Origin of the sequence: Azospirillum thermophilum (genome assembly GCF_003130795.1) — a bacterium.
GTDB classification, from domain to species: Bacteria; Pseudomonadota; Alphaproteobacteria; order Azospirillales; family Azospirillaceae; genus Azospirillum; species Azospirillum thermophilum.
Window position 1 is genome coordinate 111416 of sequence record NZ_CP029357.1, and the last position, 21937, is coordinate 133352.

The window sequence follows — 21937 nt, forward strand, 5'->3', positions numbered from 1 at the left end:
CCAAACATGCGACAAGGGGCGGGCCTTTGGCGTATGGTCGGCCCGGACGTTCGCAGGGAGGATCGGGCGCGTGGCGGTATTGAGCAGGATCGATGCGGATTCGGCGGAGCCGATCGCGCGGCGCGTCTTCCGCGTTCTGCGCGCGGCCATCGTGTCGATGCAGTTCCGTCCGGGCCAGGCGCTGTCGGAGCAGGAGATCGCCGACCAGCTCGGCGTCAGCCGCCAGCCGGTGCGCGAGGCCTTCATCAAGCTCAGCGAGGCCGGGCTGCTGACCATCCGGCCGCAGCGCGGCACCTTCGTCGTCAAGATTTCGGTGAAGCAGGTGCTCGACGCCCGCTTCGTGCGCGAGGCGGTGGAGCTGGCGGTGGTCCGCAAATCCTGCGAGACGATCACCCCCGCCGGCATCGCGACCCTGCGCGGCCTGATCGCCGCCCAGCGTGAAACCGCGGAGGATCCGGCCCCCGACCGCTTCCTCGAACTGGACGAGGCCTTCCACCGCGCCATCGCCGACGCCGCCGACTGCGACTATGCCTGGCGCATCGTGGAGGAGACGAAGGCCCAGATGGACCGCGTCCGCTATCTCAGCCTGCCCCACGCGACGCCGCTGAAGCGGCTGATCGCGCAGCACGAGGCGGTGGCCGAAGCCATCGCCGCCCGCGACCCCGCCAGGGCGGAGGCGGCCATGGGCCTTCACCTGCGCGAGATCCTGACCTCCCTGCCGGAGCTGGCGACCAGGTTCCCCGACCTCTTCCACGACGACGGCACCGCCGCCCCGGCGGCGGCCCCGGCCCGCCCGGCATCCCGCGGCCGGTCCGGCGGCCGCAGGGTGGCGTGAGCCGGGGGCTCCCTCAGTCCCGCTGCCGGAGGCCGCGGCCCGGCAGGCGGCCGCGCTCGTGCGGGCGGTCGAAATCGACGGACGGCCCCTTCGCCACGATCCGCGTCGGGTTGATCGCCGCGATTCCGTAATAGCCGGCCTTGATGTGGTCGATCCGCACCGTCTCGCGGATGCCCGGCCACTGGTAGAGCTCCCGCAGATAGTTGGACAGGTGCGGGTAGTCCTCGATGCGCCGCAGGTTGCACTTGAAGGCGCCGTGATAGGCGACGTCGAAGCGCACCAGCGTCACGAACAGCCGCCAGTCGGCCTCGGTCAGATGTTCGCCCGCCAGATAGCGGCAGGCCGACAGCCTCTCCTCCACCCGGTCGAGCGCCGCGAACAGCCGGTCGAAGGCCTCCTCGTAGCTCGCCTGCGACTTGGCGAAGCCGCAGCGGTAGACGCCGTTGTTGACGTCGGCATAGATCAGGTCGTTCCAGCGGTCGATCTCGTCCCGCAGCGGCTCGGGATAGAGGTCCAGCCGGTTGCCGGTCAGCGGATCGAAGGCGTCGTTGAAGATGCGGATGATGTCCGCCGACTCGTTGTTGACGATGCGCCCCTCCTTGCGGTCCCACAGGACGGGCACCGACACCTTGCCGGTATAGGCGGGGTCGCTGGCGGTGTAGAGCTGGTGGTGGTGGCGGATGCGGCCGACCCGCCCGCCGGCGTCCTGCTCCTCGGCATAGGTCCAGCCGTCCTCGCCGATCACCGGCTCCGCCACCGACAGGCCGACGATCCCCTCCAGGTCCTTCAGCTTGCGGACGATCAGGGTGCGCGAGGCCCAGGGGCAGAGGTAGGAGACGAACAGGTGATAACGCCCGGCCTCCGCCGGCAGGGTGGGGCGGCCGGCGGCGTCGGGGCGGCCGTCGGGCGTGATGCGGTCGCGAAAGCGCGTCGGTTCCCGGTGGAAGGCGCCGTCCCGGATCTCGCCGGCGGCGACGTCGCCCTTGACCCAGATGCCGTTGACGAGCTGCGGCATGTCGCCTCCTGACGCGCTGGCGGAGATGTACGGACGGATGTACGGACGGATGTACGGACGGGGGGGGGGCCGGCGGACCGGCCCCCTTCCGGGAAAGCGTAACAGGGGACGGACGCTCCCGTCCCCCGGTGCCGGGTCAGGACTTCACCGCCTCGGCCTCGATCAGCAGCTGGATCTCGTCGCCGATGGCCGGCACGCCGTACTTCATGCCGAAGTCGCTGCGCTTGATCGTGCCGCGGGCGGAGAAGCCGGCGGTCTCCAGCTTGCTGGCCGGGCTGACGCCGTCCTTGTTGAAGGTCACGTCCAGCACCACCGGCTTGGTGACGCCCAGCATGGTGAAGTCGCCATGCAGCTTGCCGGTGCGCTCGCCGGTCTTCTCGATCCTCGTGCTCTTGAAGGTCATCTTCGGGAACTCCTTCGCATTGAAGAAGTCCGGGGAGCGCAGGTGCTCGTCGCGCTTGGCGTGGTTGGTGTCGACGCTGGCGGTGTCGATCGCGACGCTGACGCTGCTCTTCTCCACGGCGTCCTTGTCGAAGGTGACGTCGCCCGCGGCGCTGTTGAAGCGGCCGATCAGCTTGGAGAAGCCCAGATGGTCCACGATGAACGCCACGCTCAGGTGCGCCGGGTCGATCTTGTAGCTGACCGGGGCGGCCATGGCAGGCCGGGCGGCTGGCGCGGCGGCGGCCAGCGTCGTGGTGGCGAGCAGGGCGGCGAACAGCATCTTCTTCATTTGGTCAAAGGCTCCGGTGGAAGGATGGTTGCGGATCAGTAGGGCGAGGCCTCGCCGCCGCTCAGCGCATAGGCGGCGCCGATGGCGGCGAGGGCGGGAAGGACGGCGGCGGCGGTCACGATCGCCGTGGCCGCCGCCCGGCCGGCGCCGGTCTCCGGCAGGGGCAGCCGGCGGCGCAGGCGGTCGGCGAACAGCGCCGGCAGGACCAGCAGCAGGACCGCGGCCTGCGTCTGGGTGAACAGGGCCAGCACGCCGGCCAGCAGCACGGCGATGCCCGAGGCGGCGCGGCCGGCCGCACCCCAGCCGTGACGCTCGACCGGCCAGTTCCACAGCAGGAACCCGCCGGCGGCGGCGGCCAGCGCCAGCGCCATCTGCGCGATCGAGGCGGAGGAGCCGATCAGCGCCGTGCCGCCCACCGCCAGCGCCAACGCCAGCAGCACCGCGGCCCCGCCCGTCGCCGACCCACGCTCCCCTTCGCCGCGCGGGGCGGCGGGGGCCAGCGCGATCCAGCCGCCGGCCGCGATCAGCAGCAGCAGCGTGACCAGGGCGGGGATGGAGTCGAGGGCGGGCAGCGCGATCCACAGCAGCGCGGCGGCGAGCCAGGCGGCGAGGCCGATTCCCGCGGTCCGTCCCGTCACGCCGGCCAGGTCGGCCGCCACGCCGATCAGCAGCCCGGCGGCCGAGGCCCAGAACAGCTTGCCCATGCTGGAGGGCGGCGGCAGGGCAGGCAGCCCGACGACGAGGACGAAGACGATCAGGAAGGTGGCGGCGACGCCGGCCGCCGCCAGCGGGCGGGCCAGCCCGTGCAGCAGGCCCACCGCCAGCAGGCCGACCAGCAGCGGCAGGATGCTCGACTGGACGAAGGGATCATGCAGCAGGTCGGGCAGCAGGTCGGGCAGCAGGTCGGTCATCGGGACCCCGGACACGAGGAATTGGCTTCCCGACGACCCTAGCCTGTGCTCTGCTGAGCCGAAATTGCCGAGAAATGCAAAAAGGCTCTGCATGAATGAGCGGGAATAATTGGGACGACCTGCGCTACCTGCTCGCGGTGGCGCGGCACGGCTCGCTGTCCGCCGCCGCCCGCATGCTCGGCGTGAACCACAGCACGGTGCTGCGGCGGGTGACCGCGCTGGAGGAGGCGCTGGGCGTCCGGCTGTTCGACAAGCTGCCCGGCGGCTATGTCCTGACCGCCGCCGGGGACGAGATGCAGCGCGTCGCCGCGCGGATGGAGGAGGAGATCGTCACCGCCAACCGGCTGCTGTCCGGCCGCGACATGCGCATCGGCGGCACGCTGCGCGTCACGACGGTGGACCTGCTGGCCGTCCACTATCTGCCGCCGCACGTCGCCGCCTTCCGGGCGCGTCATCCGGAGCTGCGCATCGACCTGACCATCGCCGAGGCGTCGCTCAGCCTGACGCGGCGCGAGGCCGACGTGGCGATCCGCCTGACCAACCGGCCGCCGGAGAACCTGATCGGCCGGACGCTCTCCGGCCTCGCCTTCGCGGTCTACGGCGCCCGCTCCTACCTGGAGGGGCGCGGCGGGGGACGGGATCCCGCGGGTCATGATCTGGCCGGTCATGACTGTGCCGGTCATGACTGGGCCGATCATGACTGGGTGGGACTGGACGAGACCTTCGATCACACCAGCATGGCGCGCTGGCTGCAGCGGAGCGTGCCGGCGGAGCGCATCGGCCACCGGGTCAACTCGGTCGTCGCGGTGATGGAGGCGGTGCGGGCGGGCACCGGGCTGGGGCTGCTGCCCTGCGGCTTCGTCGACCGCCAGCCGGAGTTCCGCCGCCTCGGCCCCCCGGTCGAGGAGGTCGGCTCGGCCATCTGGCTGCTGACCCACGAGGATCTGCGCCACATGGCGCGCGTCCGCGCCTTCCTCGACCACATGGCCGCCGCCTTCGCCCGCGACCGCGACCTGCTGGAAGGCCGGGGCGGCGGCTGACCGGCCGGCTTCAGGGGAACTCTCAGACGGGCAGCTGCCGCAGCCCCGCCACCGCGGTCATCACCCCGCGGATCTCGGCCAGCCCACGCAGCCGGCCGATCATCGGGTAGCCGGGATGGGTCCTGCGGCCGACGTCGTCCAGCAGCTCGTGGCCGTGGTCGGGGCGGAAGGGGATGCGCCACTCCGCCCGGCCGGCGTCCTTGCGCCGCTTCTGCTCCTCCAGCAGCGTCGTGACGACCGACACCATGTCGACGTCGCCGCCGAGATGCTCCGCCTCCTCGAACGAGCCGTCGGGCTCCTTGCGCACGTTGCGCAGGTGGGCGAAGTGGATGTCGGCGGCGAAGCGCCTCGCCATCGCCGGCACGTCGTTGCTCCGCCCGGCGCCGAGCGAGCCGGTGCAGAAGGTCAGGCCGTTCGACGGCGACGGGCAGCAGTCCAGCAGGTGGGCGAGGTCGTCCTCGGTGCTGACGACGCGCGGCAGGCCGAACAGCGGGCGCGGCGGGTCGTCCGGGTGGATCGCCATGCGGATGCCGACCTCCTCGGCGGTCGGGATCACCTCGCGCAGGAAGCGCGCCAGCGTCGCGCGCAGCCCGTCGGCGCTCATGTCGTTGTAACGCGCGATCATCCGGCGCAGGCCGGGGATATCGTAGCGGTCGAAGGCACCCGGCAGCCCCGCCATGATGTTGGACAGCAGCCGGTCGCGGTCGCTCTCGCTGGAACGGTCGTACCATGCCCTGGCCTTCGCCAGCACCTCCGGCGCGTGGTCGTCCTCGGCGTTGGGCCGCTGCAGCATGTAGACGTCGAACGCCGCATGCTCATGGGCGTTGAAGCGCAGCGAGGTGCCGCCGCCGGCCAGCGGGGTCCTGAGGTCGGTGCGGGTCCAGTCCAGCACCGGCATGAAGTTGTAGCAGATCGTCGTCACCCCGCAGGCCGCGAGGTTGCGCATCGACTGGCGGTAGTTGTCGAACAGCTCCGTCAGGTCGCCCTCGCCGATCTTGATCGCCTCGTGCACCGGAAGGCTTTCCGTGACGCTCCAGCGCAGGCCGAGCGAGGGGTCGGCGGCGATCATCGCCTTGCGCGTCTCGATCTCCTCCACCGACCAGACGACCCCATAGGGGATCTGGTGCAGCGCCGTGACGATGCCGGTGGCTCCGGCCTGGCGGATGTGGTTGAGCTTGATGGGGTCGTCGGGACCGAACCAGCGCCAGGTCTGTTCCATGGCGTGCACTCCTGAAATGAAACGCGCGAATGATCGGGAAGGGGGCCGCCGCCTCACCCCTCGGCGCCGGCCGCGGCAGCCACCACCGCCTTCGCCCCCCGCGTGAAGAGGCGGTGCAGCGCCTCGGTCACCGGGCCGGTGAAGCGGGGGTCGCGCGGCAGGTCGTCGCCGAAGACGGCGGACAGGCCGAACAGGGCGGGGGCCAGCCGCTCGGCCGAGGGGCCGGCTTCGGCGGCGAGAGCGGCCAGCCGGTCGGCCAGCGGGTCGCGGACGTCGATGGGGCGCCCGGCCTCGTCGCGGCCGGAGACATAGCGCATCCAGCCCGCCACCCCCAGTGCCAGCCGGTCGATCGGCAGCCCGGCGGCCAGCCGCTCCCGCGCCGGGGCCAGCAGCCGCTGCGGAAGCTTCTGCGTGCCGTCCATGGCGATCTGCCAGGTGCGGTGGTGCAGCGCCGGGTTGCGGAACCGCCCGATCAGCGCCGCCTTGTACTGCTCCAGGTCGGCGCCCGGCGGCATGCGCAGCGTCGGCCCGGACTCCTCGTCCATCAGGCCGCGGATCAGCCGGGCGAAGGCCGGGTCGGCCATGCTGTCGGACACCGTCTCGTACCCCGCCAGATAGCCGAGATAGGCCAGCGTCGAATGGCTGCCGTTCAGCAGCCGCAGCTTCATCGTCTCGTAGGGATGGACGTCGGGGACCATCTCCACCCCCACCGTCTCCCAGGCCGGGCGGCCGGCGGGGAAGCGGTCCTCCACCACCCACTGGGCGAAGGGCTCGGTCACCACCGGCCAGGCGTCGGCGACGCCCAGCGCCTGCGAGACGCGGGCGCGGTCGGCGTCGGTGGTGGCCGGCACGATGCGGTCGACCATGCTGTTGGGGCAGGCCACCGCCTCCGCCACCCAGGCGCCGAAGCCGGCGTCGCGCAGCTCGGCGAAGCGGCGCAGGATCCGCGCCACCGTGTCGCCGTTGCCCGGCAGGTTGTCGCAGCTCAGCACCGTGAAGGGCGCGATGCCGGCGGCCCGGCGGCGGCTCAGCGCCTCGGCCAGGAAGCCGATGGTGCTGCGCGGGCTGCCGGGGTTGGCGAGGTCGTGCCGGATGTCCGGATGCGCCTCGTTCAGCGCACCGGTCGCCGGGTCGTGGCAATAGCCCTTCTCGGTCACCGTGAGGGTGACGATGCGCACCGACGGGTGGCTCATCCGCTCCAGCACGGCGGCCGGATCCTCCGGCGCCACCAGCAGTTCCGTCAGGCAGCCGACGACGCGCAGCCGTTCGCCCGCCGCGTCGCGCACGGCGACGGTGTAGAGCCCGTCCTGCGGCGCCAGCGCGTCGCGCGTGTCGGGATTGCGCAGGCTGACCCCGCAGATCCCCCAGTCCCCGAACTCCCTGCCCAGCAGCCGGTCGGTGAACAGCGCCTGATGCGCCCGCTGGAAGGCCCCGACGCCGAGATGCACGATCCCCGTCCGCAGCGCCGTCCGGTCATAGGCCGGCCGCTCCACCCCGGCGGGAAGGGCGGCGAGCGTTGCGGAGCTGAGACGCATCGGACGGTCGGCCATGGACCGGGGTCCTCCCTTAACTGGCATTCTTGTATGGTAGTATGACGCCCGCCGCAGCGGGGGCAAGCCGGAATCTGGCTCTGCCGCGGCAGTTTGCAACGGCCCGGCTCCTCTTTATCGCGTGGCCCGATAGGGGGCGAACCAGGACAGCCCCGCCTCGGTGCCGGCCCGCGGGCGGTACTCGCAGCCGATCCAGCCGCGATAGCCGACGCGGTCCAGCGTCTCGAACAGGTGCGGGTAGTTCACCTCTCCGGCATCCGGCTCGTGGCGGTCGGGGACCGAGGCGATCTGGACATGGGCGAAGCGGCCGGCCATCCGCTCGATCCGGCGGGTCAGGTCGCCGTCCATGATCTGCGCGTGATAGAGGTCGAGCTGCACCGCCACGTTCGGCCGGTCCACCGCCTCGACCAGCCGCAGGGCGTCCTCCTGGTGGGCCAGGAAGTAGCCCGGCATGTCGCGGTCGTTCAGCGGCTCGACCAGCACCGTCACGCCGTCCCCGGCCAGCAGATCGGCGGCATGGCGCAGGTTGGCGACGAAGGTCTCCCCGCAGGCGGCGGGGTCGAGCCCCCGCGTGATCCCGGCCATGGCGTGCAGCCGGGTGCAGCCCAGTGTCCGGGCATAGCGCCGGGCGGTCTCCAGGTTGGCGCGGAACTCGTCCGCCCGCCCCGGGATGGCCGCCATGCCGCGGTCGCCCGCCGCCCAGTCGCCCGGCGGCATGTTGAACAGCGCGAGCGTCAGCCCGAAGCGTTGCAGCCGTTCGGCGACGGCCTCGGCCGGGTGGTCGTAGGGGAACAGCATCTCCACCGCCCGGAAACCGGCCGCCGCCGCCCGTTCGAACCGGTCGAGGAACGGCACCTCGGTGAACAGCATCGTCAGGTTGGCGGCGAACTGGACCACGGCGGGCACCTCTGCGGCAGGAGGGAACAATGCCCGCCAGTTGATCCCCGGCGAGGGCCGGATGCAACGGGGAAACGGCGATCCCCGGACCGGCCCCCGCCGGGTCCGGGGCCCGCGTCAGATGCGGGCGCCCTGCGCCGCGGCGCCCCAGGTGGTGCGCCAGCGGCCCTTGATGCCGGTCAGCCCGACCAGCGCCAGCAGGGCAAGCAGGGCGAAGACCAGGAAGCCCGCCTGATAGCTGCCGGTCATCTGCTTGGAATAGCCGAGGCTGGAGGCGAGGTAGAAGCCGCCGATGCCGCCGGTCATGCCGACCAGCCCGGTCATCACGCCGATCTCGCGGCGGAAGCGCTGCGGGACGAGCTGGAACACCGCGCCGTTGCCCATGCCCAGCGCCAGCATCGCCGCCACGAAGGCCGCCAGCGCCGCCCAGGCGGTCGGCAGCCCGATGCTGACCACCACCAGCGCCGCGGCGGCAGCCATGTACATCATCGTCAGGGTGCGGATGCCGCCGATCCGGTCGGCCAGCGCCCCGCCCACCGGCCGCACCAGCGATCCGGCGAACACGCAGGCCGCGGTGAAATAGCCGGCGGTGACGGCGTTCAGCCCATACTGGTCGTTGAAATAGATGGTCAGCGACGAGGCCAGCCCGACGAAGCCGCCGAAGGTGACGCTGTAGAAGAACATGAACCACCAGGCGTCGCCCGTCCTCAGCACCTGCAGATAGCTCAGCAGGGGCTTCGGCGGCGGGCAGTCCGGGCTGTTCTTCGCCAGAACCAGATAGATCGCCAGCGTCGCCGCCAGCGGGATCGCCGCCAGCCCCAGCACGCTGTTCCAGCCGAACCACACGGCCAGCGTCGGGGCGAACAGCGCCGCCAGCGCGGTTCCCGAATTGCCCGCCCCGGCGATGCCCAGCGCCGTCCCCTGATGCTCCGGCGGGTACCAGCGCGAGGCCAGCGGCAGCGCCACCGCGAAGGAGGCGCCGGCCACCCCCAGCAGGATCCCCAGCAGGATCACCTGGGCGAAGCTGTGGATGCCGAAGCCCCAGGCGGCCAGCAGCCCGGCGATCACCACCACCTGGCACAGCGCGCCGGTCAGCTTCGGCTTCAGGTGGTCGACCAGCACGCCGTTGACCATGCGCAGCAGCGCGCCGGCCAGCACCGGCGTCGCCACCATCAGCCCCTTCTCGGCCGGCGACAGCCCCAGCGTCTGGGCGATCTGCACCCCGAGCGGGCCGAGGATCACCCACACCATGAAGCTGAGATCGAAATAGAGGAATGCGGCGAACAGCGTCGGCAGGTGGCCTGCCTTGAGGAATCCCTTGTTCATGCGGCCTCCAGGACCATCGAGAGCTGAGCCGGGGACGCACGCACCGGTGCATCCCCCGTGGGGTCGTGGGCCGCCGTTGGTCCCGGGAAAGGCCGCACCTCCGCCTTTGGAGAAAGCCGCGCGGGACTGCCGTCGCGGCCGTGCCGGCCCAGTCATGTCCCGGTCCTTCGCAATATGCGGGCCAAGCCCCGACCCGCCGCCGAAGCCGCAGGACTCCTGGACCTTGGGCTTGGCGTATGGGACTGGACTAGGGCGAAGGTGCCTGTTTTGTAGCCGGCATGGCCGGCCCTGCCCGCTCTTTGGGCGGAGCGGGACCCATGCGGAGTGCGGATCCGGCACCGGCCGCCGCTACCCCATCCCCTGGCACGGCGCTCGCATGCCGGCGCCACCTTTCCCCGCTACCGGACCCCCTGCATGACCGGCTCGCTGCAGATCGCCTTCGGCCTCGCCTCCGAGACCGGCCGCCGGCCGCGGAACGAGGATTATGCCGGCGTCTGCCTCGGCTCCCCCGGCCAGCGGGCGCGGCGGGGCATCGTCGCCGCCGTCGCCGACGGGGTGGGCGGCGCCAAGGGCGGGCGCGTCGCCGCGGAACTGGCGGTGCGCACCGTCATCGACGGCTACTATGCCCAGCCGGAGACCATCGGCGTCCAGGCGGCGGCGTCGCGCGCGGTGGAGGCGGTCAACCGCTGGATCGTCGCCCAGGGGCGCAGCGATCCGGCACTGGAGAACATGGCGACCACCTTTGCCGGCGTGATCCTGCTCCATCGCAAGGCGCATGTGCTGCATGCCGGCGACAGCCGCGTCTACCGGCTCAGCGACGGCCGGCTCACCCGCCTGACCCGCGACCACACGCTGAGCCGTCCCGACTATGCCCATGTCCTCTACCGCGGCCTCGGCATCGAGGAGTCGGTGCGGCTCGACTGCAGCGTCCACCCGCTGCGCCTGCACGACCGCTTCCTGCTGTGCAGCGACGGGGTGCACGGCACGCTCGGCGACGGGGCGCTGGCCGCGCTGCTGCTGCGCCGCGAATCCCCGGAGGCCACCGCCCGCCACATCGTCGCGGCGGCGCTGGAGGCCGGCAGCGCCGACAATGCCAGCGCCGTCGTCCTCGACGTGGTGGCGCTGCCCGCGGCGGACCATGCGGAGCTGGCATCGGCCGCCGCCGCGCTGCCGCTGCCCGACCCGCCCGCCGTGGGGGAGGAGATGGACGGCTTCCGCCTGACCGCCCTGCTGTCGCAGGGGCGCTACAGCCGTCTCTACCGCGCCCATGACCTGACCGCGCCCGGCCGGGAGGGGGACGGCCGGCCGCTGGTCGTCAAGGTGCCGCGGCCGGAGGTGGCGGCCGAGCGGACCTTCCGCCTCGCCTTCGTGCGCGAGGCCTGGGTCGCCGCCCGCGTCCGCAGCCCCTGGGTGGGCGAGGTGGTCGAGCTGCCGCCGGGCCGCCAGACCCGCCTCTACACCGTCATGCCCTTCTACGAGGGGGAGACGCTGGAACAGCGGCTGCGCCGCAAGCCGCTGACCCTGGCGGAGGGGGTGGAGGTCGCCATCGCCCTGGCGCGCGCCGTCTCGGCGCTTCACCGCGCCGGGATCATCCATCGCGACATCAAGCCGGACAATGTCATCCTGCAGCGCGGCGGCGGGCTGAAGCTGATCGACCTCGGCGTCGTCCGCCTGCCGCAGGTCGAGGAATTTCCCACCGCCGACGTGCCGGGCACGCCGAGCTACATGGCGCCGGAGCTGTTCGCCGGCGCGGCGGGCGACGAGGCGTCCGACCAGTTCGCGCTGGCCGTCACCCTCTACCGGGCGTTCAGCGGCGGCGGCTATCCCTATGGCGAGATCGAGCCCTTCACCCGGCCGCGCTTCGGCCGGCCGGTGCCGCTGCTGCGCAGCCGCGGCGACCTGCCGGCCTGGATCGACCGCATCCTCGCCCGCGCCCTGTCCGTCGCGCCGGCCGACCGTTTCGGCGACGTCATCGAATTCGCGCAGGAGCTGGAGACCGCGCTGGCGCACGGCCGCCCGGTGGTCGTCCGCCGCCGCCCGCTCTACGAACGCAACCCGCTGCTGTTCTGGAAGATCCTCTCGGCCCTGCTGGCCCTGACGGTGCTCGTCCTGCTCGCCCGCGGGTGAGGCCGCGGGCGGGTGACCCGCCGCTCGGCCTTCCGCTCGGCCCGCCGCTCAGTGGTGCGCCCGCGGCCGTCGGTAGATGAACCAGTAGACGGCGCCGACGAGCAGCGCGCCGCCGATCCAGTTTCCGGCGGTGACGGCGGCGAGGTTGACGAGGTAGTGGGCGACGTCGATGGGCGGGAAGCGGTGCCCGATGTCGGCCCAGAAGGCGTCGGGGGCGCCGCGCTCGATGAGCAGGCCGAGCGGGATGAAGTACATGTTGGCGACGCAGTGCTCGAAGCCGGCGGCGACGAAGGCGCTGACCGGCAGGGTGATCGCCAGGATCTTGTCGGTGACGCTGCGGGCGCCGAGCGCCAGCCACACCGCCAGGCAGACCAGGACGTTGCACAGGATGCCGAGGAAGAAGGCCTGTCCGGTGGGCAGGCCGCTCTTGGCGGTGGCGATGTACATGGCCTGCGCGCCGACGGCGCCGTGGCCGAAGCCGTACTGGCCGGAGAGGAAGACGAGCAGGGCGGTGCCGAGGGCGCCGACGAAGTTGCCGATCCACACCAGCGTCCAGACGCGCATCATCTGGCGGGCGGTCAGCCGGCCGCTGGCCCAGGCCATGACCATCAGCGCGTCGCCGGTGAAGAGCTGGGCGCCGCCGACGATGACCAGCACGAGGCCGAGCGAGAAGACCAGCCCGCCCAGCAGCTTGGTGACGCCGAAGGGCATCATGCCCTCGGCCCCCGACATCACGACCGTGGCGATCATGCCGCCGAGCGCGATGAAGGCGCCGGCCAGGATCGCCAGCACGAACAGCGTCGCCGTGTCGTAGCTTGCCTTCCTGACCCCAAGCTCCTCGGCAGCCTGCGCGATGGCGTCCGGCATCCGGGCGTCCAGCGACAGGATGGCCTCCTGCCGTGGCTGGCCCCGGTCCGGTCCCGGGTCCGGCCCCCGGTCCGGCATGCGGGCTCCCGGCATATGATGGGTGTCCATGGGAAGGCTCCTTTCCTGACGCGTCCCGCCCCTCCCGGCGCGGGAGAGGGGCTTTTGCCCCGTTCCTTGCGGCACCCCGGCCCGTCCGGTACTCTCGGGTCCGTCAACGGCCCGGGATCCGTGAACCCGGCCCGGCAGCCGGACCGGACGCCGTGCAGCGGCCGCACAACGGCTGTACGCGAACGGCCACCGTCACGTCATTGATCTGGAACAGGGATTCGCAGCCGGACGGATTGTGCACGGGAAACCCGTTGCACAATCCGCACAAGGACGTCCCCCACCGCCTCGCCGCGACCGTCGCGGGTGCCGATGCGGTGGGGGGAGGGAGCGTCAAAGGAGGGGCGTCACCGTCCCGCCAGGATGCCGGGCAGCACCAGGCCCTTCTCGCGGGCGGTCTCGACGGCGATGTCGTAGCCGGCGTCGGCGTGGCGCATGACGCCGGTCGCCGGGTCGTTCCACAGCACGCGCTCCAGCCGCTTCGCCGCCTCCGGGGTACCGTCGGCGACGATCACCACGCCGGAGTGCTGGGAGAAGCCCATGCCGACGCCGCCGCCATGGTGCAGCGACACCCAGGTGGCGCCGCTGGCGGTGTTCAGCAGGGCGTTCAGCAGCGGCCAGTCCGACACCGCGTCGGAGCCGTCCTGCATCGCCTCCGTCTCGCGGTTGGGCGAGGCGACGGAGCCGCTGTCGAGATGGTCGCGGCCGATGACGACCGGCGCCTTCAGCTCGCCCTTCGCCACCATCTCGTTGAAGGCGAGGCCCAGCCGGTGCCGGTCGCCCAGCCCGACCCAGCAGATGCGTGCCGGCAGGCCCTGGAACCGGATGCGCTCGCCGGCCATGTCGAGCCAGTTGTGCAGGTGGGCGTTGTCGGGCAGCAGCTCCTTGACCTTGGCGTCGGTCTTGCGGATGTCCTCCGGATCGCCCGACAGGGCGGCCCAGCGGAAGGGGCCGATGCCGCGGCAGAACAGCGGGCGGATGTAGGCCGGGACGAAGCCGGGGAAGGCGAAGGCGTCGGCCACCCCCTCCTCCAGCGCCATCTGGCGGATGTTGTTGCCGTAGTCGAAGGTCGGGACGCCGGCCTTGTGGAAGGCCAGCATGGCCCGGACATGCTCGGCCATGCTGGCGCGGGCGGCCTTGGCGACCTCGGCCGGGGCGGTCTCGCGCCGGGCTTCCCACTCGGCTATGGTCCAGCCGGCCGGCAGGTAGCCGTTGACCGGGTCGTGGGCGGAGGTCTGGTCGGTCACCGCGTCCGGCCGCACGCCGCGGCGCACCAGCTCGGGCAGCACCTCGGCGGCGTTGCCCAGCAGGCCGACGGAGATCGCCTTGCCCGCGGCGCGGGCCTCCCCGATCATCGCCAGCGCCTCGTCCAGGCTGGCGGCGGCCTTGTCGAGGTAGCCGGTGCGCAGGCGGAAGTCGATGCGGCTCTGCTGGCATTCGACGGCCAGGCAGCAGGCCCCGGCCATGGTGGCGGCCAGCGGCTGGGCGCCACCCATGCCGCCCAGGCCGGCGGTCAGGATCCAGCGGCCCTTCAGGTCGCCGGCGTAATGCTGGCGGCCCATCTCGACGAAGGTCTCGTAGGTGCCCTGCACGATGCCCTGGGTCCCGATGTAGATCCAGGAACCGGCCGTCATCTGGCCGTACATCATCAGGCCCTTGCGGTCCAGCTCGTGGAAATGCTCCCAGGTGGCCCAGTGCGGGACGAGGTTGGAGTTGGCGATCAGCACCCGCGGGGCGTCGCGGTGGGTGCGGAAGACGCCGACCGGCTTGCCCGACTGGACCAGCAGCGTCTGGTCGTCCTCCAGATCCCGCAGGGCGGCGACGATCCGGTCGAAGCACTCCCAGTTGCGGGCGGCCCGGCCGATGCCGCCATAGACGACCAGCTCCTCCGGCCGCTCGGCGACCTCGGGGTCGAGGTTGTTCATCAGCATCCGCAGCGCCGCTTCGGTCTGCCAGCTCCTGGCGGAGCGTTCGGTGCCGCGCGGGGCCGAAATCTTGCGGGCGTTGTCCAGACGGGTCGTCGCCGGGCGGTTCATCGCGGGAGTCCTCGAAAGGTCGGTCGGGGAAGGTCGGTCGGGGGAAGGAAAGGGGCGGGGGTCAGCCGGCAAGGCCCGGCAGCTCGGTCGCGGCCGCTCGGATCACCGCTCCCGCGGTGACGAGAGCGGTCGCGGCGGCGATGTCCGGGGCGAAGTGGCGGTCGTCCTCCAGATGCGGGACGACGGCACGCAGCCGCTCCCGCACCCGCTCCAGCGCCGGGCTGGAGGCGAGCGGCCGGTGGAAGTCGCAGGCCTGCGCGGCGGCCAGCAGCTCCAGCCCGACCACCGCGGCGGCGTTGCGCGCCATCGGCAGCAGGCGGCGGGCGCCATGAGCCGCCATCGACACATGGTCCTCCTGGTTGGCGGAGGTCGGGATGGAATCGACGCTGGCCGGATGGGCCATCTGCTTGTTTTCCGACACCAGCGCCGCCGCCGTCACCTGCGGGATCATGAAGCCGGAGTTGAGGCCGGGCCGCGGCGTCAGGAAGGCGGGCAGGCCGGACAGCGCCGGGTCGATCAGCATGGCGAGCCGCCGCTCGGTGATCGAGCCGACCTCGCACAACGCCATGGCGATCATGTCCGCGGCGAAGGCCACCGGCTCGGCATGGAAGTTCCCGCCGGAGATGACCTCCCCGGTGTCGCTGAACACCAGCGGGTTGTCGGACACGCCGTTGGCCTCGTCGGCCAGCGTGTCGGCCGCCTTGCGCAGCAGGTCGAGGCAGGCGCCCATCACCTGCGGCTGGCAGCGCAGGCAGTAGGGGTCCTGCACCCGCGGGTCGCCCTCGCGGTGCGAGGCGCGGATGGCCGAGCCCTCCATCAGCCGGGCCAGCGCGTCGGCCACGTCGATCTGGCCGCGGTGGCGGCGCAGCCGGTGGATGCGCGGGTCGAACGGCCCGTCGGAGCCCTTGGCCGCGTCGGTGGCGAGCGCGCCGGTCACCAGTGCCGACTGGAACACCCGCTCGGCCTCGAACAGCCCGGCGAGCGCCAGGCCGGTGGACACCTGCGTGCCGTTCAGCAGCGCCAGCCCCTCCTTGGGGCCGAGCGTCAGCGGCTGCAGCCCGATGCCGGCCAGCGCCTCGACCGCCGGCACCCGCCCGCCCTTCACGAAGAACTCGCCGACCCCCATCAGGGCGGCGGTCAGATGAGCCAGCGGCGCCAGATCGCCCGATGCCCCGACCGAGCCCTGGCCCGGCACCACCGGGACCAGCCCGGCCGAAAAGCAGGCCTGCAGATGCTCCAGCGTCTCCCAGCGCACGCCCGACGCGCCCTGGGCGAGGCTCGCCAGCTTCAGCGCCATGATCAGCCGGACGATGGCCGGCTCCAGCGGCTCGCCGACGCCGGCGGCATGGGACAGCACGATGTTCCGCTGCAGCGCCGACAGGTCGGCCTCGGCGATCCGCACGCTGGCCAGCTTGCCGAAGCCGGTGTTGACGCCGTAGACCGGGGCGTCCTTGGCGATGATCCCGGCGATGACCTGCGCCCCGGCCTCCACCGCCGCGCGGCTCGCCGGGTCCAGGCTGGCGTCGGCCCCGCGGTAGATGTCGCGCCACACCGACAGGGGAACGGCGCCGGGGGAGAGGACGTGATGCAGGGCGGTCATTGCGGGATGCCTTTCCAGACGCGGGCGTGCAGGGGGTTGAAGCCGATGCGGTAGACCAGCTCGGCCGGCGTCTCCGCATCCCAGATCGCAAGGTCGCAGCGCTTGCCGGCCTCCAGCGTGCCGGCGGTCCCGGCAAGGCCGAGCGCGGCGGCGGCGTGGCGGGTCACCGCCAGCAGGCACTCCTCCACCGTCAGCCGGAACAGCGTCGCCCCCATGTTCATGGTCAGCAGCAGCGAGGTCAGCGGCGAGGTGCCGGGGTTGCAGTCGGTGGACAGCGCGATGGGCACGCCGTGCCGGCGCAGCAGCCCGACCGGCGGCAGCCTCGTCTCGCGCAGCATGTAGAAGGCGCCGGGCAGCAGCACCGCCACCGTGCCGGCCGCGGCCATGGCGGCGGCGCCCTCCTCGTCGAGATGTTCGAGATGGTCGGCCGACAAGGCGCCGCAGCGGGCGGCCAGCGCCGCCCCGCCGAGGTTGGAGAGCTGCTCGGCATGCAGCTTGACCGGCAGGCCGAGGCGGCGGGCGGTGTCGAACAGCCGGGCGATCTGGGCGGTCGAGAAGGCGATGCCCTCGCAGAAGCCGTCCACCGCATCGACCAGCCCCTCGGCGGCCAGCGCCGGCAGGACGATGTCGCACAGCTCGTGGATGTAGGCGTCCTTGTCGGTCTGCCCCGGCGGCAGGGCGTGGGCGCCGAGGAAGCTGGTCACCACCCGCACCGGCCGCAGCTCGCCCAGCCGGCGGGCGGCGCGCAGCATGGTCCGCTCATGCTCCAGGTCCAGCCCGTAGCCGGACTTGATCTCGACCGTCGTGACCCCCTCGGCCAGCAGATGGTCCAGGCGGGGCAGGGCGCTCGCCACCAGCCCGTCCTCCCCGGCGGCGCGGGTCGCCGTGACGGTGGAGACGATGCCGCCGCCGGCCCGCGCGATCTCCTCGTAGGAGGCGCCGCGCAGCCGCATCTCGAACTCGGTGGCGCGGTTGCCGCCATGGACGAGGTGGGTGTGGCAGTCGATCAGGCCGGGGGTGACGAGCCGCCCGCCGCAGTCATGGACCGTGGCACCGGCCGCCGCGTCCGGCAGCCCGGCGTGCGGGCCGGCATAGAGGATCGTGCCGTTCTCGGCCAGCACCGCGCCGTCCTCGACGACGCCGATGCCGGCGGCCATCGGCACCAGCCGGGCATTGGTGAAGAGGGCGAGGGAGGTGGGCGTGGGAGACATGGGATCGGGGCTCCACCGCTGGGTCTCTTGAACCTGTCCATGATTGTATATACAACTGGAGGCGCGAGGCAAGGGGCCGCGTTGGGAACCGCAGCGGCGGGCTTGCCTCGGCCGGGCGAACCGTGTCCAGTTCGCGCGGCCCGTCCGCCAGCCGAAGCAATTGGACCTCCCGAAGCGCTTGGAACCCGATGCGATGAGTGCCCTGCCCGCCGCTGCCAGCCCGCTCTACGAGAAGGTCAAGTCCTACATCCTCGGCAACATCAGCTCGGGGGACTGGCCGGCCGACCGCCGCATCCCGTCGGAGAACGAGCTGTCCGCCGCACTCGGCATCTCCCGCATGACGATCAACCGCGCGCTGCGCGAGCTGAGCGACGCCGGGGTGCTGGTGCGCGTGCAGGGAGTGGGAACCTTCATCGCCGCGCCGAAGGCCCAGTCGGACCTGTTGGAGATCAACAACATCGCGGAGGAGATCGCCCGGCGCGGCCACCGCCACCGGGCGGAGGTGGTGACGCTGGAACGGATCCCGCTGCCGCCCGACCTGCGCCTGTCCTTCGAGAGCGGCGACGTCACGGAGGTGTTCCACTCCGTCGTCGTGCATTACGAGAACGACCTCGCGGTGCAGCTCGAGGAGCGCTTCGTCAACCCGCTGCTGGTCCCCGACTACGGCGCGCAGGACTTCGGCCGCATGACGACCTACGATTATCTCGTCAGCGTGACCCCGATCACCGAGCTGGAGCATGTCATCTCCGCCATCTCCGCCGACGCGGCGATCGCGGCCCACCTGCACATCGCGCCGGGCGCGCCCTGCCTGCTGCTCCACCGCCGCACCTGGTCGGGCGACCGGGTGGCGACCGTCAACCGCCTGATCTATGCCGGCGACCGCTACGCGCTGGGCAGCCGCCGCAAGACGGGGCGGTGAAGGGGAGGGTCCGCCTCGCGCTATATCGATATTGTACGCCTCCCGTCGCCCTCTCGGACGGCCATGACCTGTCACGCTTCGATTGCGGGACGCCGGCCCTCAATGACTGGCTGCGCAAGCGGGCGCTGAAAAGCCATCAATCCGGTGGCTCCCGCGTGTTCGTCCTCTGTCACGGCCGCGACGTCATCGCCTGTTACAGTCTGGCGATGGGGCCGTGTTCCATGATTGCGCCACCGGAAAGGTCAGGCGGAACATGCCGGATCCGATACCGGTCGTGATCGTCGGGCGGCTGGCGGTGGATGTCCGTTGGGCGGGACAGGGACCCGGCTCGTCGCTGCTGCGCGATGCCGCCTTGAAGGCTCTCAAGGCAGCCGAACTTGCCGGGGCGCGTGCCCGGGATCAGAAGCTGTTCCGCTCGTGATAGGTCTGGAGGAACTGGCGCACGCGCGGTTCGGCGGATTCGTGGAAGACGTGGGTCGGGGTGCCGTATTCGACGATCCGGCCGCCGTCCAGGAAGGCGACGCGGTCGGCGACATGGGCGGCGAATCCCATCTCGTGCGTCACCACAACCATCGTCATGCCGTCGGCGGCAAGGTCGCGCATCACCTGCAGCACTTCGCCCACCAGCTCGGGGTCGAGCGCCGAGGTCGGCTCGTCGAACAGGATGACGTGCGGCTCCATGGCGACGACGCGGGCGATGGCGACGCGCTGCTGCTGGCCGCCCGACAGGCGGTTCGGGTAGGCATGCATCCGCTCCGCCAGTCCGACGCGCGTCAGCACCGCCTCGGCCCGGCTCTTCGCCTCGGCCGCCGGCAGGCCGCGCACCTGGACCAGCGCCTCCGCGACATTCTCCAGCGCCGTCATGTGCGGCCACAGGTTGAAGTGCTGGAACACCATGCCGACGTTGCGCCGCAGCTCGCGGAGCTGGCGGTTCGGCACGCGGCGGCGCGGCGTCTCCTCGGTGTAGCCGACCAGCCGGCCCTCGATGCGGATCTCGCCCGCGTCGTAGGTCTCCAGGAAGTTGATGCAGCGCAGCAGCGTGCTCTTGCCCGAGCCGCTGGGGCCGATCAGGCAGACGACCTCGGAGCGGTTGACCGTCAGCGAGACGTTGCGCAGCACCTGCGTCTGGCCGAACGACTTGCTGACGTTGGCGATCTCGATCATCGGGGTCGCGGTCGGGTCCGTGGCCTTGGCGGCGGGCACCGTGGCGGCGTTCTGGTCGGAGGCGGCGGACATCAGGCGGTGGTCCCTGGCTTGGCGGACAGATAATGGGTCAGGCGGGCCTCGACGCGGCGGGCGAGGCGCGACAGCACCTCCACCAGCAGCCAGTAGAAGACCGCCATGACGAAGATGGTCTCGAAGCTGGCGAAGGTCTCGGCCGCCATGGTCTGGGCCTCGTACATCAGCTCCGGCACGGTCAGCAGCGACAGGACGACCGTCTCCTTGGTCAGGATGATCATCATGTTCACCAGCGTCGGCAGGATCTGGACGAGCATGGTCGGCATCACGATGCGGCGCAGGATCGCCCCCGGCGGCATGCCGAGGCTTTCCGCCGCCTCGACATAGCCGCGCGGCACGGCCAGGAAGCCGCCGCGGAAGATCTCCGCGAAATAGGCGCTGCCGTAGATGCCCAGCCCGACGATGCCCGCACTCGTCGCCTCGAGCTGCAGCCCGAACGACGGCCCACCATAGTAGAGCAGGAAGAGCTGCACCAGGAAGGGCGTGCCCCGCACCACCTCGATGTAGGCGCGCAGGACGGCGTTCAGCGGCGCCCAGCCCAGGCGCTGCAGCAGCGCGATGACGAAGCCGATGACGATGCCGAGCGCCGTGCCGGACGCCCAGCACAGCACGGTCATGCCGAAGCCGCTCAGCAGCGACGGCCCGTAGCGGGAGATGAGGTCCATGTCCATGGAATGCTCCTGCGTCCCGTCAGGCCGTCTTCAGGCGGCGTTCGGCGTAGCTGCCGAGCAGGGCGAGGCAGCCGTTGATCACCAGATAGATCAGCCCGGCCATCGCGTACATCTCCAGATGGCGGTAGGTGGTCGCGGCGGCGGTCTGGCTGACGCGGGTCAGCTCCGCCACCCCGACGACGGAGATCAGCGAGGAGGCCTTCAGCAGCAGGATCAGCTCGTTGACCAACGCCGGGATGGAGATGCGGAAGGCCTGCGGCAGCAGGATGCGCCGCCAGATCCGGCTCTCCGAGAAACCCAGCGCCAGCGCCGCCTCGCTCTGCCCGTGCGGGATGGCGTTCAGCGCACCGCGGTAGATCTCCGACACATAGGCGCCCGACGCCAGCCCCAGCGCGGCGATGGCGGCGACCAGCGGCGGGACGTTGATGCCGATCAGCGGCAGCATGTAGTAGATCAGCAGAAGCTGGATCAGCAGCGGCACGCCGCGGAAGAAGCTGACATAGACGGCGCCGACCAGATCGCCCGCCCGCCCGCCGGACAGCCGCATGACGCAGGTCAGCGCGCCGATGATCTGGCCCAGCAGGATGCCGGCCAGCGACACGGCGATGGTCATGCCCGCGCCCTTCAGCAGGAAGGGCAGGTTGTTGGCAAGGACGGTGAAGCTCATCACCGGAGGGTTCCTGCGGTCGTGCGGGGGGGACGGCGGAAGGGCTCCGCCGTCCGGATGTCATCGATCGCGATCGGACGCGCCGCGATCAGAAGGAGGGCTCGGGAACCGTCGTCGGCAGCTCCGACGTGGCGCCCAGCCACTTCTTGTGGATCGCCGCCATGCGGCCGTCCTTGTTGATCTTCGCCAGCGCCTCGTTCACCGCGGCGACCAGCGAGGCGTCCTCCTCGCCCTTGCGGCCGACCCAGGAGAAGTAGGTCGGCTTGCCGAAGGGCGGCAGCACGACGCCGAAGGTGTCCGGCCGCTGGGCGGCGGCATAGGACAGGTTCGGCAGCGAGTTGACCGAGGCGTCGACGCGGCCGGCCGCCAGCTCCGCATAGGACTGGTTGCTGTCGACATACTCCTTGAACTCGACCTTCAGGCCCTTGGCCGCGGCGAATTCCTTGATCTGGGCGAGCTGCGAGGTGCCCTTGCCGCCGCCGACCTTCTTGCCGTTGATGTCCTCCGGCTTGGTGATCGAGGCGTCGCCTGCGCGCTTCATCAGGGCGGCCGTCGCCTCGGAGATCGGAATGGTGAAGGCGTAGCGCGCCATGCGCTCCTTGGTGATGGTCACCGGCGCGATCACCAGATCGAACTTCTTGGCCTCCAGGCCGGGCAGCACGCTGGTCCAGGGCAGGTCGAGATACTCGGCCTTGACGCCCATCTCCTTCGCCACCTCGTCGATCAGCTCGCGGTCGATGCCCTTGTAGGTCTCGCCCTCGATCATGTCGAAGGGCGGGAACTGCATCTCGGTCGCGACCTTCAGCACGCCGGCGGCCTTGACGTTGGCGAGCGTGTCGGCCTGCGCGGCCGGTGCCGCCGACAGCACGGCGGCCACCGCCACCGCGGCGGTCAGCGCGGCCTTCAGGCCGCTGCGGCGGGTCATGGAACGGAACATCGTGAAGGCCCCCATCTTGTACGACATAGTCTCGC

Annotated in this window: 20 protein-coding genes; 5 read left to right on the forward strand and 15 right to left on the reverse strand. The window is 71.6% G+C overall.

The annotated features are described in order from the left end of the window. Positions 1-70: 70 nt before the first annotated feature. Positions 71-835: a GntR family transcriptional regulator gene (locus tag DEW08_RS25490; protein WP_245986991.1), complete on the forward strand. Its 765-nt coding sequence runs from the start codon at positions 71-73 to the stop codon at positions 833-835. 13 nt (positions 836-848) lie between these two features. Here the strand turns inward: DEW08_RS25490 and DEW08_RS25495 are convergent, their stop codons facing one another. The 3 genes from DEW08_RS25495 to DEW08_RS25505 all read right to left on the reverse strand — a co-directional run bounded on the left by DEW08_RS25495 (position 849) and on the right by DEW08_RS25505 (position 3491). Beyond that, complete coding sequence (locus tag DEW08_RS25495) at positions 849-1850, reverse strand: glutathione S-transferase family protein (RefSeq protein WP_109332612.1); 1002 nt, start codon at positions 1848-1850, stop codon at positions 849-851. A 136-nt stretch (positions 1851-1986) separates the two neighbouring features. Next, positions 1987-2580, reverse strand: coding sequence for a YceI family protein (locus tag DEW08_RS25500; protein ID WP_109332613.1), 594 nt, complete (start codon positions 2578-2580; stop codon positions 1987-1989). Between the two features lie 35 nt (positions 2581-2615). Then, positions 2616-3491: a hypothetical protein gene (locus tag DEW08_RS25505; RefSeq protein WP_245986992.1), complete on the reverse strand. Its 876-nt coding sequence runs from the start codon at positions 3489-3491 to the stop codon at positions 2616-2618. Between the two features lie 95 nt (positions 3492-3586). Between DEW08_RS25505 and DEW08_RS25510 the strand changes: the two genes are divergently transcribed. Next, positions 3587-4531, forward strand: a complete 945-nt coding sequence (locus DEW08_RS25510; RefSeq protein ID WP_109332614.1) for a LysR family transcriptional regulator — start codon at positions 3587-3589, stop codon at positions 4529-4531. A gap of 22 nt (positions 4532-4553) precedes the next feature. Here DEW08_RS25510 and uxuA read toward each other — a convergent pair whose 3' ends face one another. The 4 genes from uxuA to DEW08_RS25530 all read right to left on the reverse strand — a co-directional run bounded on the left by uxuA (position 4554) and on the right by DEW08_RS25530 (position 9523). Then, positions 4554-5750 (reverse strand): mannonate dehydratase, encoded by a 1197-nt coding sequence (gene uxuA / locus DEW08_RS25515; protein ID WP_109332615.1) that lies wholly within the window; start codon positions 5748-5750, stop codon positions 4554-4556. Between the two features lie 53 nt (positions 5751-5803). After that, entirely contained in the window at positions 5804-7300 is a 1497-nt protein-coding gene (locus DEW08_RS25520; RefSeq protein ID WP_245986993.1) for a mannitol dehydrogenase family protein, read from the reverse strand. 114 nt (positions 7301-7414) lie between these two features. Beyond that, entirely contained in the window at positions 7415-8197 is a 783-nt protein-coding gene (otnI, locus tag DEW08_RS25525; protein ID WP_109332616.1) for a 2-oxo-tetronate isomerase, read from the reverse strand. A gap of 117 nt (positions 8198-8314) precedes the next feature. Further along, positions 8315-9523 carry a nitrate/nitrite transporter gene (locus tag DEW08_RS25530; protein ID WP_109332617.1) on the reverse strand — a complete coding sequence of 403 codons (1209 nt, stop codon included), beginning with the start codon at positions 9521-9523 and terminating at the stop codon, positions 8315-8317. Between the two features lie 414 nt (positions 9524-9937). Here DEW08_RS25530 and DEW08_RS25535 point away from each other — a divergent pair, with 414 nt between their 5' ends. After that, positions 9938-11650 carry a bifunctional protein-serine/threonine kinase/phosphatase gene (locus DEW08_RS25535; RefSeq protein WP_109332624.1) on the forward strand — a complete coding sequence of 571 codons (1713 nt, stop codon included), beginning with the start codon at positions 9938-9940 and terminating at the stop codon, positions 11648-11650. A gap of 48 nt (positions 11651-11698) precedes the next feature. Here the strand turns inward: DEW08_RS25535 and DEW08_RS25540 are convergent, their stop codons facing one another. The 4 genes from DEW08_RS25540 to hutI all read right to left on the reverse strand — a co-directional run bounded on the left by DEW08_RS25540 (position 11699) and on the right by hutI (position 17469). Next, positions 11699-12517 carry a formate/nitrite transporter family protein gene (locus DEW08_RS25540; RefSeq protein WP_245987038.1) on the reverse strand — a complete coding sequence of 273 codons (819 nt, stop codon included), beginning with the start codon at positions 12515-12517 and terminating at the stop codon, positions 11699-11701. A 452-nt stretch (positions 12518-12969) separates the two neighbouring features. Further along, positions 12970-14658 carry a urocanate hydratase gene (hutU, locus tag DEW08_RS25545; protein ID WP_109332625.1) on the reverse strand — a complete coding sequence of 563 codons (1689 nt, stop codon included), beginning with the start codon at positions 14656-14658 and terminating at the stop codon, positions 12970-12972. Positions 14659-14719: 61 nt separating this feature from the next. Then, positions 14720-16258, reverse strand: a complete 1539-nt coding sequence (gene hutH, locus DEW08_RS25550) for a histidine ammonia-lyase (RefSeq protein WP_109332626.1) — start codon at positions 16256-16258, stop codon at positions 14720-14722. After that, positions 16255-17469: an imidazolonepropionase gene (hutI, locus tag DEW08_RS25555; RefSeq protein WP_109332627.1), complete on the reverse strand. Its 1215-nt coding sequence runs from the start codon at positions 17467-17469 to the stop codon at positions 16255-16257. The genes hutH and hutI overlap by 4 nt, the downstream gene beginning before the upstream one ends. A 193-nt stretch (positions 17470-17662) precedes the next feature. On the opposite strand from hutI, the gene hutC reads away from it, so the two are divergent. Further along, positions 17663-18388, forward strand: coding sequence for a histidine utilization transcriptional repressor HutC (hutC, locus tag DEW08_RS25560; protein WP_109332628.1), 726 nt, complete (start codon positions 17663-17665; stop codon positions 18386-18388). Between the two features lie 253 nt (positions 18389-18641). Beyond that, entirely contained in the window at positions 18642-18809 is a 168-nt protein-coding gene (locus DEW08_RS31395; RefSeq protein ID WP_168220516.1) for a hypothetical protein, read from the forward strand. Here DEW08_RS31395 and DEW08_RS25565 read toward each other — a convergent pair. The 4 genes from DEW08_RS25565 to DEW08_RS25580 all read right to left on the reverse strand — a co-directional run bounded on the left by DEW08_RS25565 (position 18788) and on the right by DEW08_RS25580 (position 21929). Further along, positions 18788-19624 carry an amino acid ABC transporter ATP-binding protein gene (locus DEW08_RS25565; RefSeq protein WP_109332629.1) on the reverse strand — a complete coding sequence of 279 codons (837 nt, stop codon included), beginning with the start codon at positions 19622-19624 and terminating at the stop codon, positions 18788-18790. The two genes, DEW08_RS31395 and DEW08_RS25565, sit on opposite strands and share 22 nt — an antisense overlap. Continuing rightward, the gene (locus DEW08_RS25570) at positions 19624-20298 is read right to left on the reverse strand and encodes an amino acid ABC transporter permease (RefSeq protein WP_109332634.1); all 675 of its coding nucleotides are present in this window, start codon (positions 20296-20298) and stop codon (positions 19624-19626) included. The genes DEW08_RS25565 and DEW08_RS25570 overlap by 1 nt, the downstream gene beginning before the upstream one ends. A gap of 19 nt (positions 20299-20317) precedes the next feature. Then, a complete protein-coding gene (locus DEW08_RS25575; protein WP_425429138.1) occupies positions 20318-20968 on the reverse strand; it encodes an amino acid ABC transporter permease in 651 nt (216 codons plus the stop codon). 85 nt (positions 20969-21053) lie between these two features. Next, on the reverse strand, positions 21054-21929 hold the full coding sequence (locus DEW08_RS25580) for a transporter substrate-binding domain-containing protein (protein ID WP_245986994.1): 876 nt from the start codon (positions 21927-21929) through the stop codon (positions 21054-21056). Between the last annotated feature and the right edge of the window lie 8 nt (positions 21930-21937).

Coding starts and splice junctions, on each gene's coding strand:
- DEW08_RS25495 (WP_109332612.1), bottom strand. CDS start 1,850: ATGCCGCAGCTCGTCAACGGCATCTGGGTCAAGGGCGACGTCGCCGCC.
- DEW08_RS25500 (WP_109332613.1), bottom strand. CDS start 2,580: ATGAAGAAGATGCTGTTCGCCGCCCTGCTCGCCACCACGACGCTGGCC.
- DEW08_RS25505 (WP_245986992.1), bottom strand. CDS start 3,491: ATGACCGACCTGCTGCCCGACCTGCTGCCCGACCTGCTGCATGATCCC.
- DEW08_RS25510 (WP_109332614.1), top strand. CDS start 3,587: ATGAGCGGGAATAATTGGGACGACCTGCGCTACCTGCTCGCGGTGGCG.
- uxuA (WP_109332615.1), bottom strand. CDS start 5,750: ATGGAACAGACCTGGCGCTGGTTCGGTCCCGACGACCCCATCAAGCTC.
- DEW08_RS25520 (WP_245986993.1), bottom strand. CDS start 7,300: ATGGCCGACCGTCCGATGCGTCTCAGCTCCGCAACGCTCGCCGCCCTT.
- DEW08_RS25530 (WP_109332617.1), bottom strand. CDS start 9,523: ATGAACAAGGGATTCCTCAAGGCAGGCCACCTGCCGACGCTGTTCGCC.
- DEW08_RS25535 (WP_109332624.1), top strand. CDS start 9,938: ATGACCGGCTCGCTGCAGATCGCCTTCGGCCTCGCCTCCGAGACCGGC.
- DEW08_RS25540 (WP_245987038.1), bottom strand. CDS start 12,517: ATGCCGGACGCCATCGCGCAGGCTGCCGAGGAGCTTGGGGTCAGGAAG.
- hutU (WP_109332625.1), bottom strand. CDS start 14,658: ATGAACCGCCCGGCGACGACCCGTCTGGACAACGCCCGCAAGATTTCG.
- hutH (WP_109332626.1), bottom strand. CDS start 16,258: ATGACCGCCCTGCATCACGTCCTCTCCCCCGGCGCCGTTCCCCTGTCG.
- hutI (WP_109332627.1), bottom strand. CDS start 17,469: ATGTCTCCCACGCCCACCTCCCTCGCCCTCTTCACCAATGCCCGGCTG.
- hutC (WP_109332628.1), top strand. CDS start 17,663: ATGAGTGCCCTGCCCGCCGCTGCCAGCCCGCTCTACGAGAAGGTCAAG.
- DEW08_RS31395 (WP_168220516.1), top strand. CDS start 18,642: ATGCCGGATCCGATACCGGTCGTGATCGTCGGGCGGCTGGCGGTGGAT.
- DEW08_RS25565 (WP_109332629.1), bottom strand. CDS start 19,624: ATGTCCGCCGCCTCCGACCAGAACGCCGCCACGGTGCCCGCCGCCAAG.
- DEW08_RS25570 (WP_109332634.1), bottom strand. CDS start 20,298: ATGGACATGGACCTCATCTCCCGCTACGGGCCGTCGCTGCTGAGCGGC.
- DEW08_RS25580 (WP_245986994.1), bottom strand. CDS start 21,929: ATGTCGTACAAGATGGGGGCCTTCACGATGTTCCGTTCCATGACCCGC.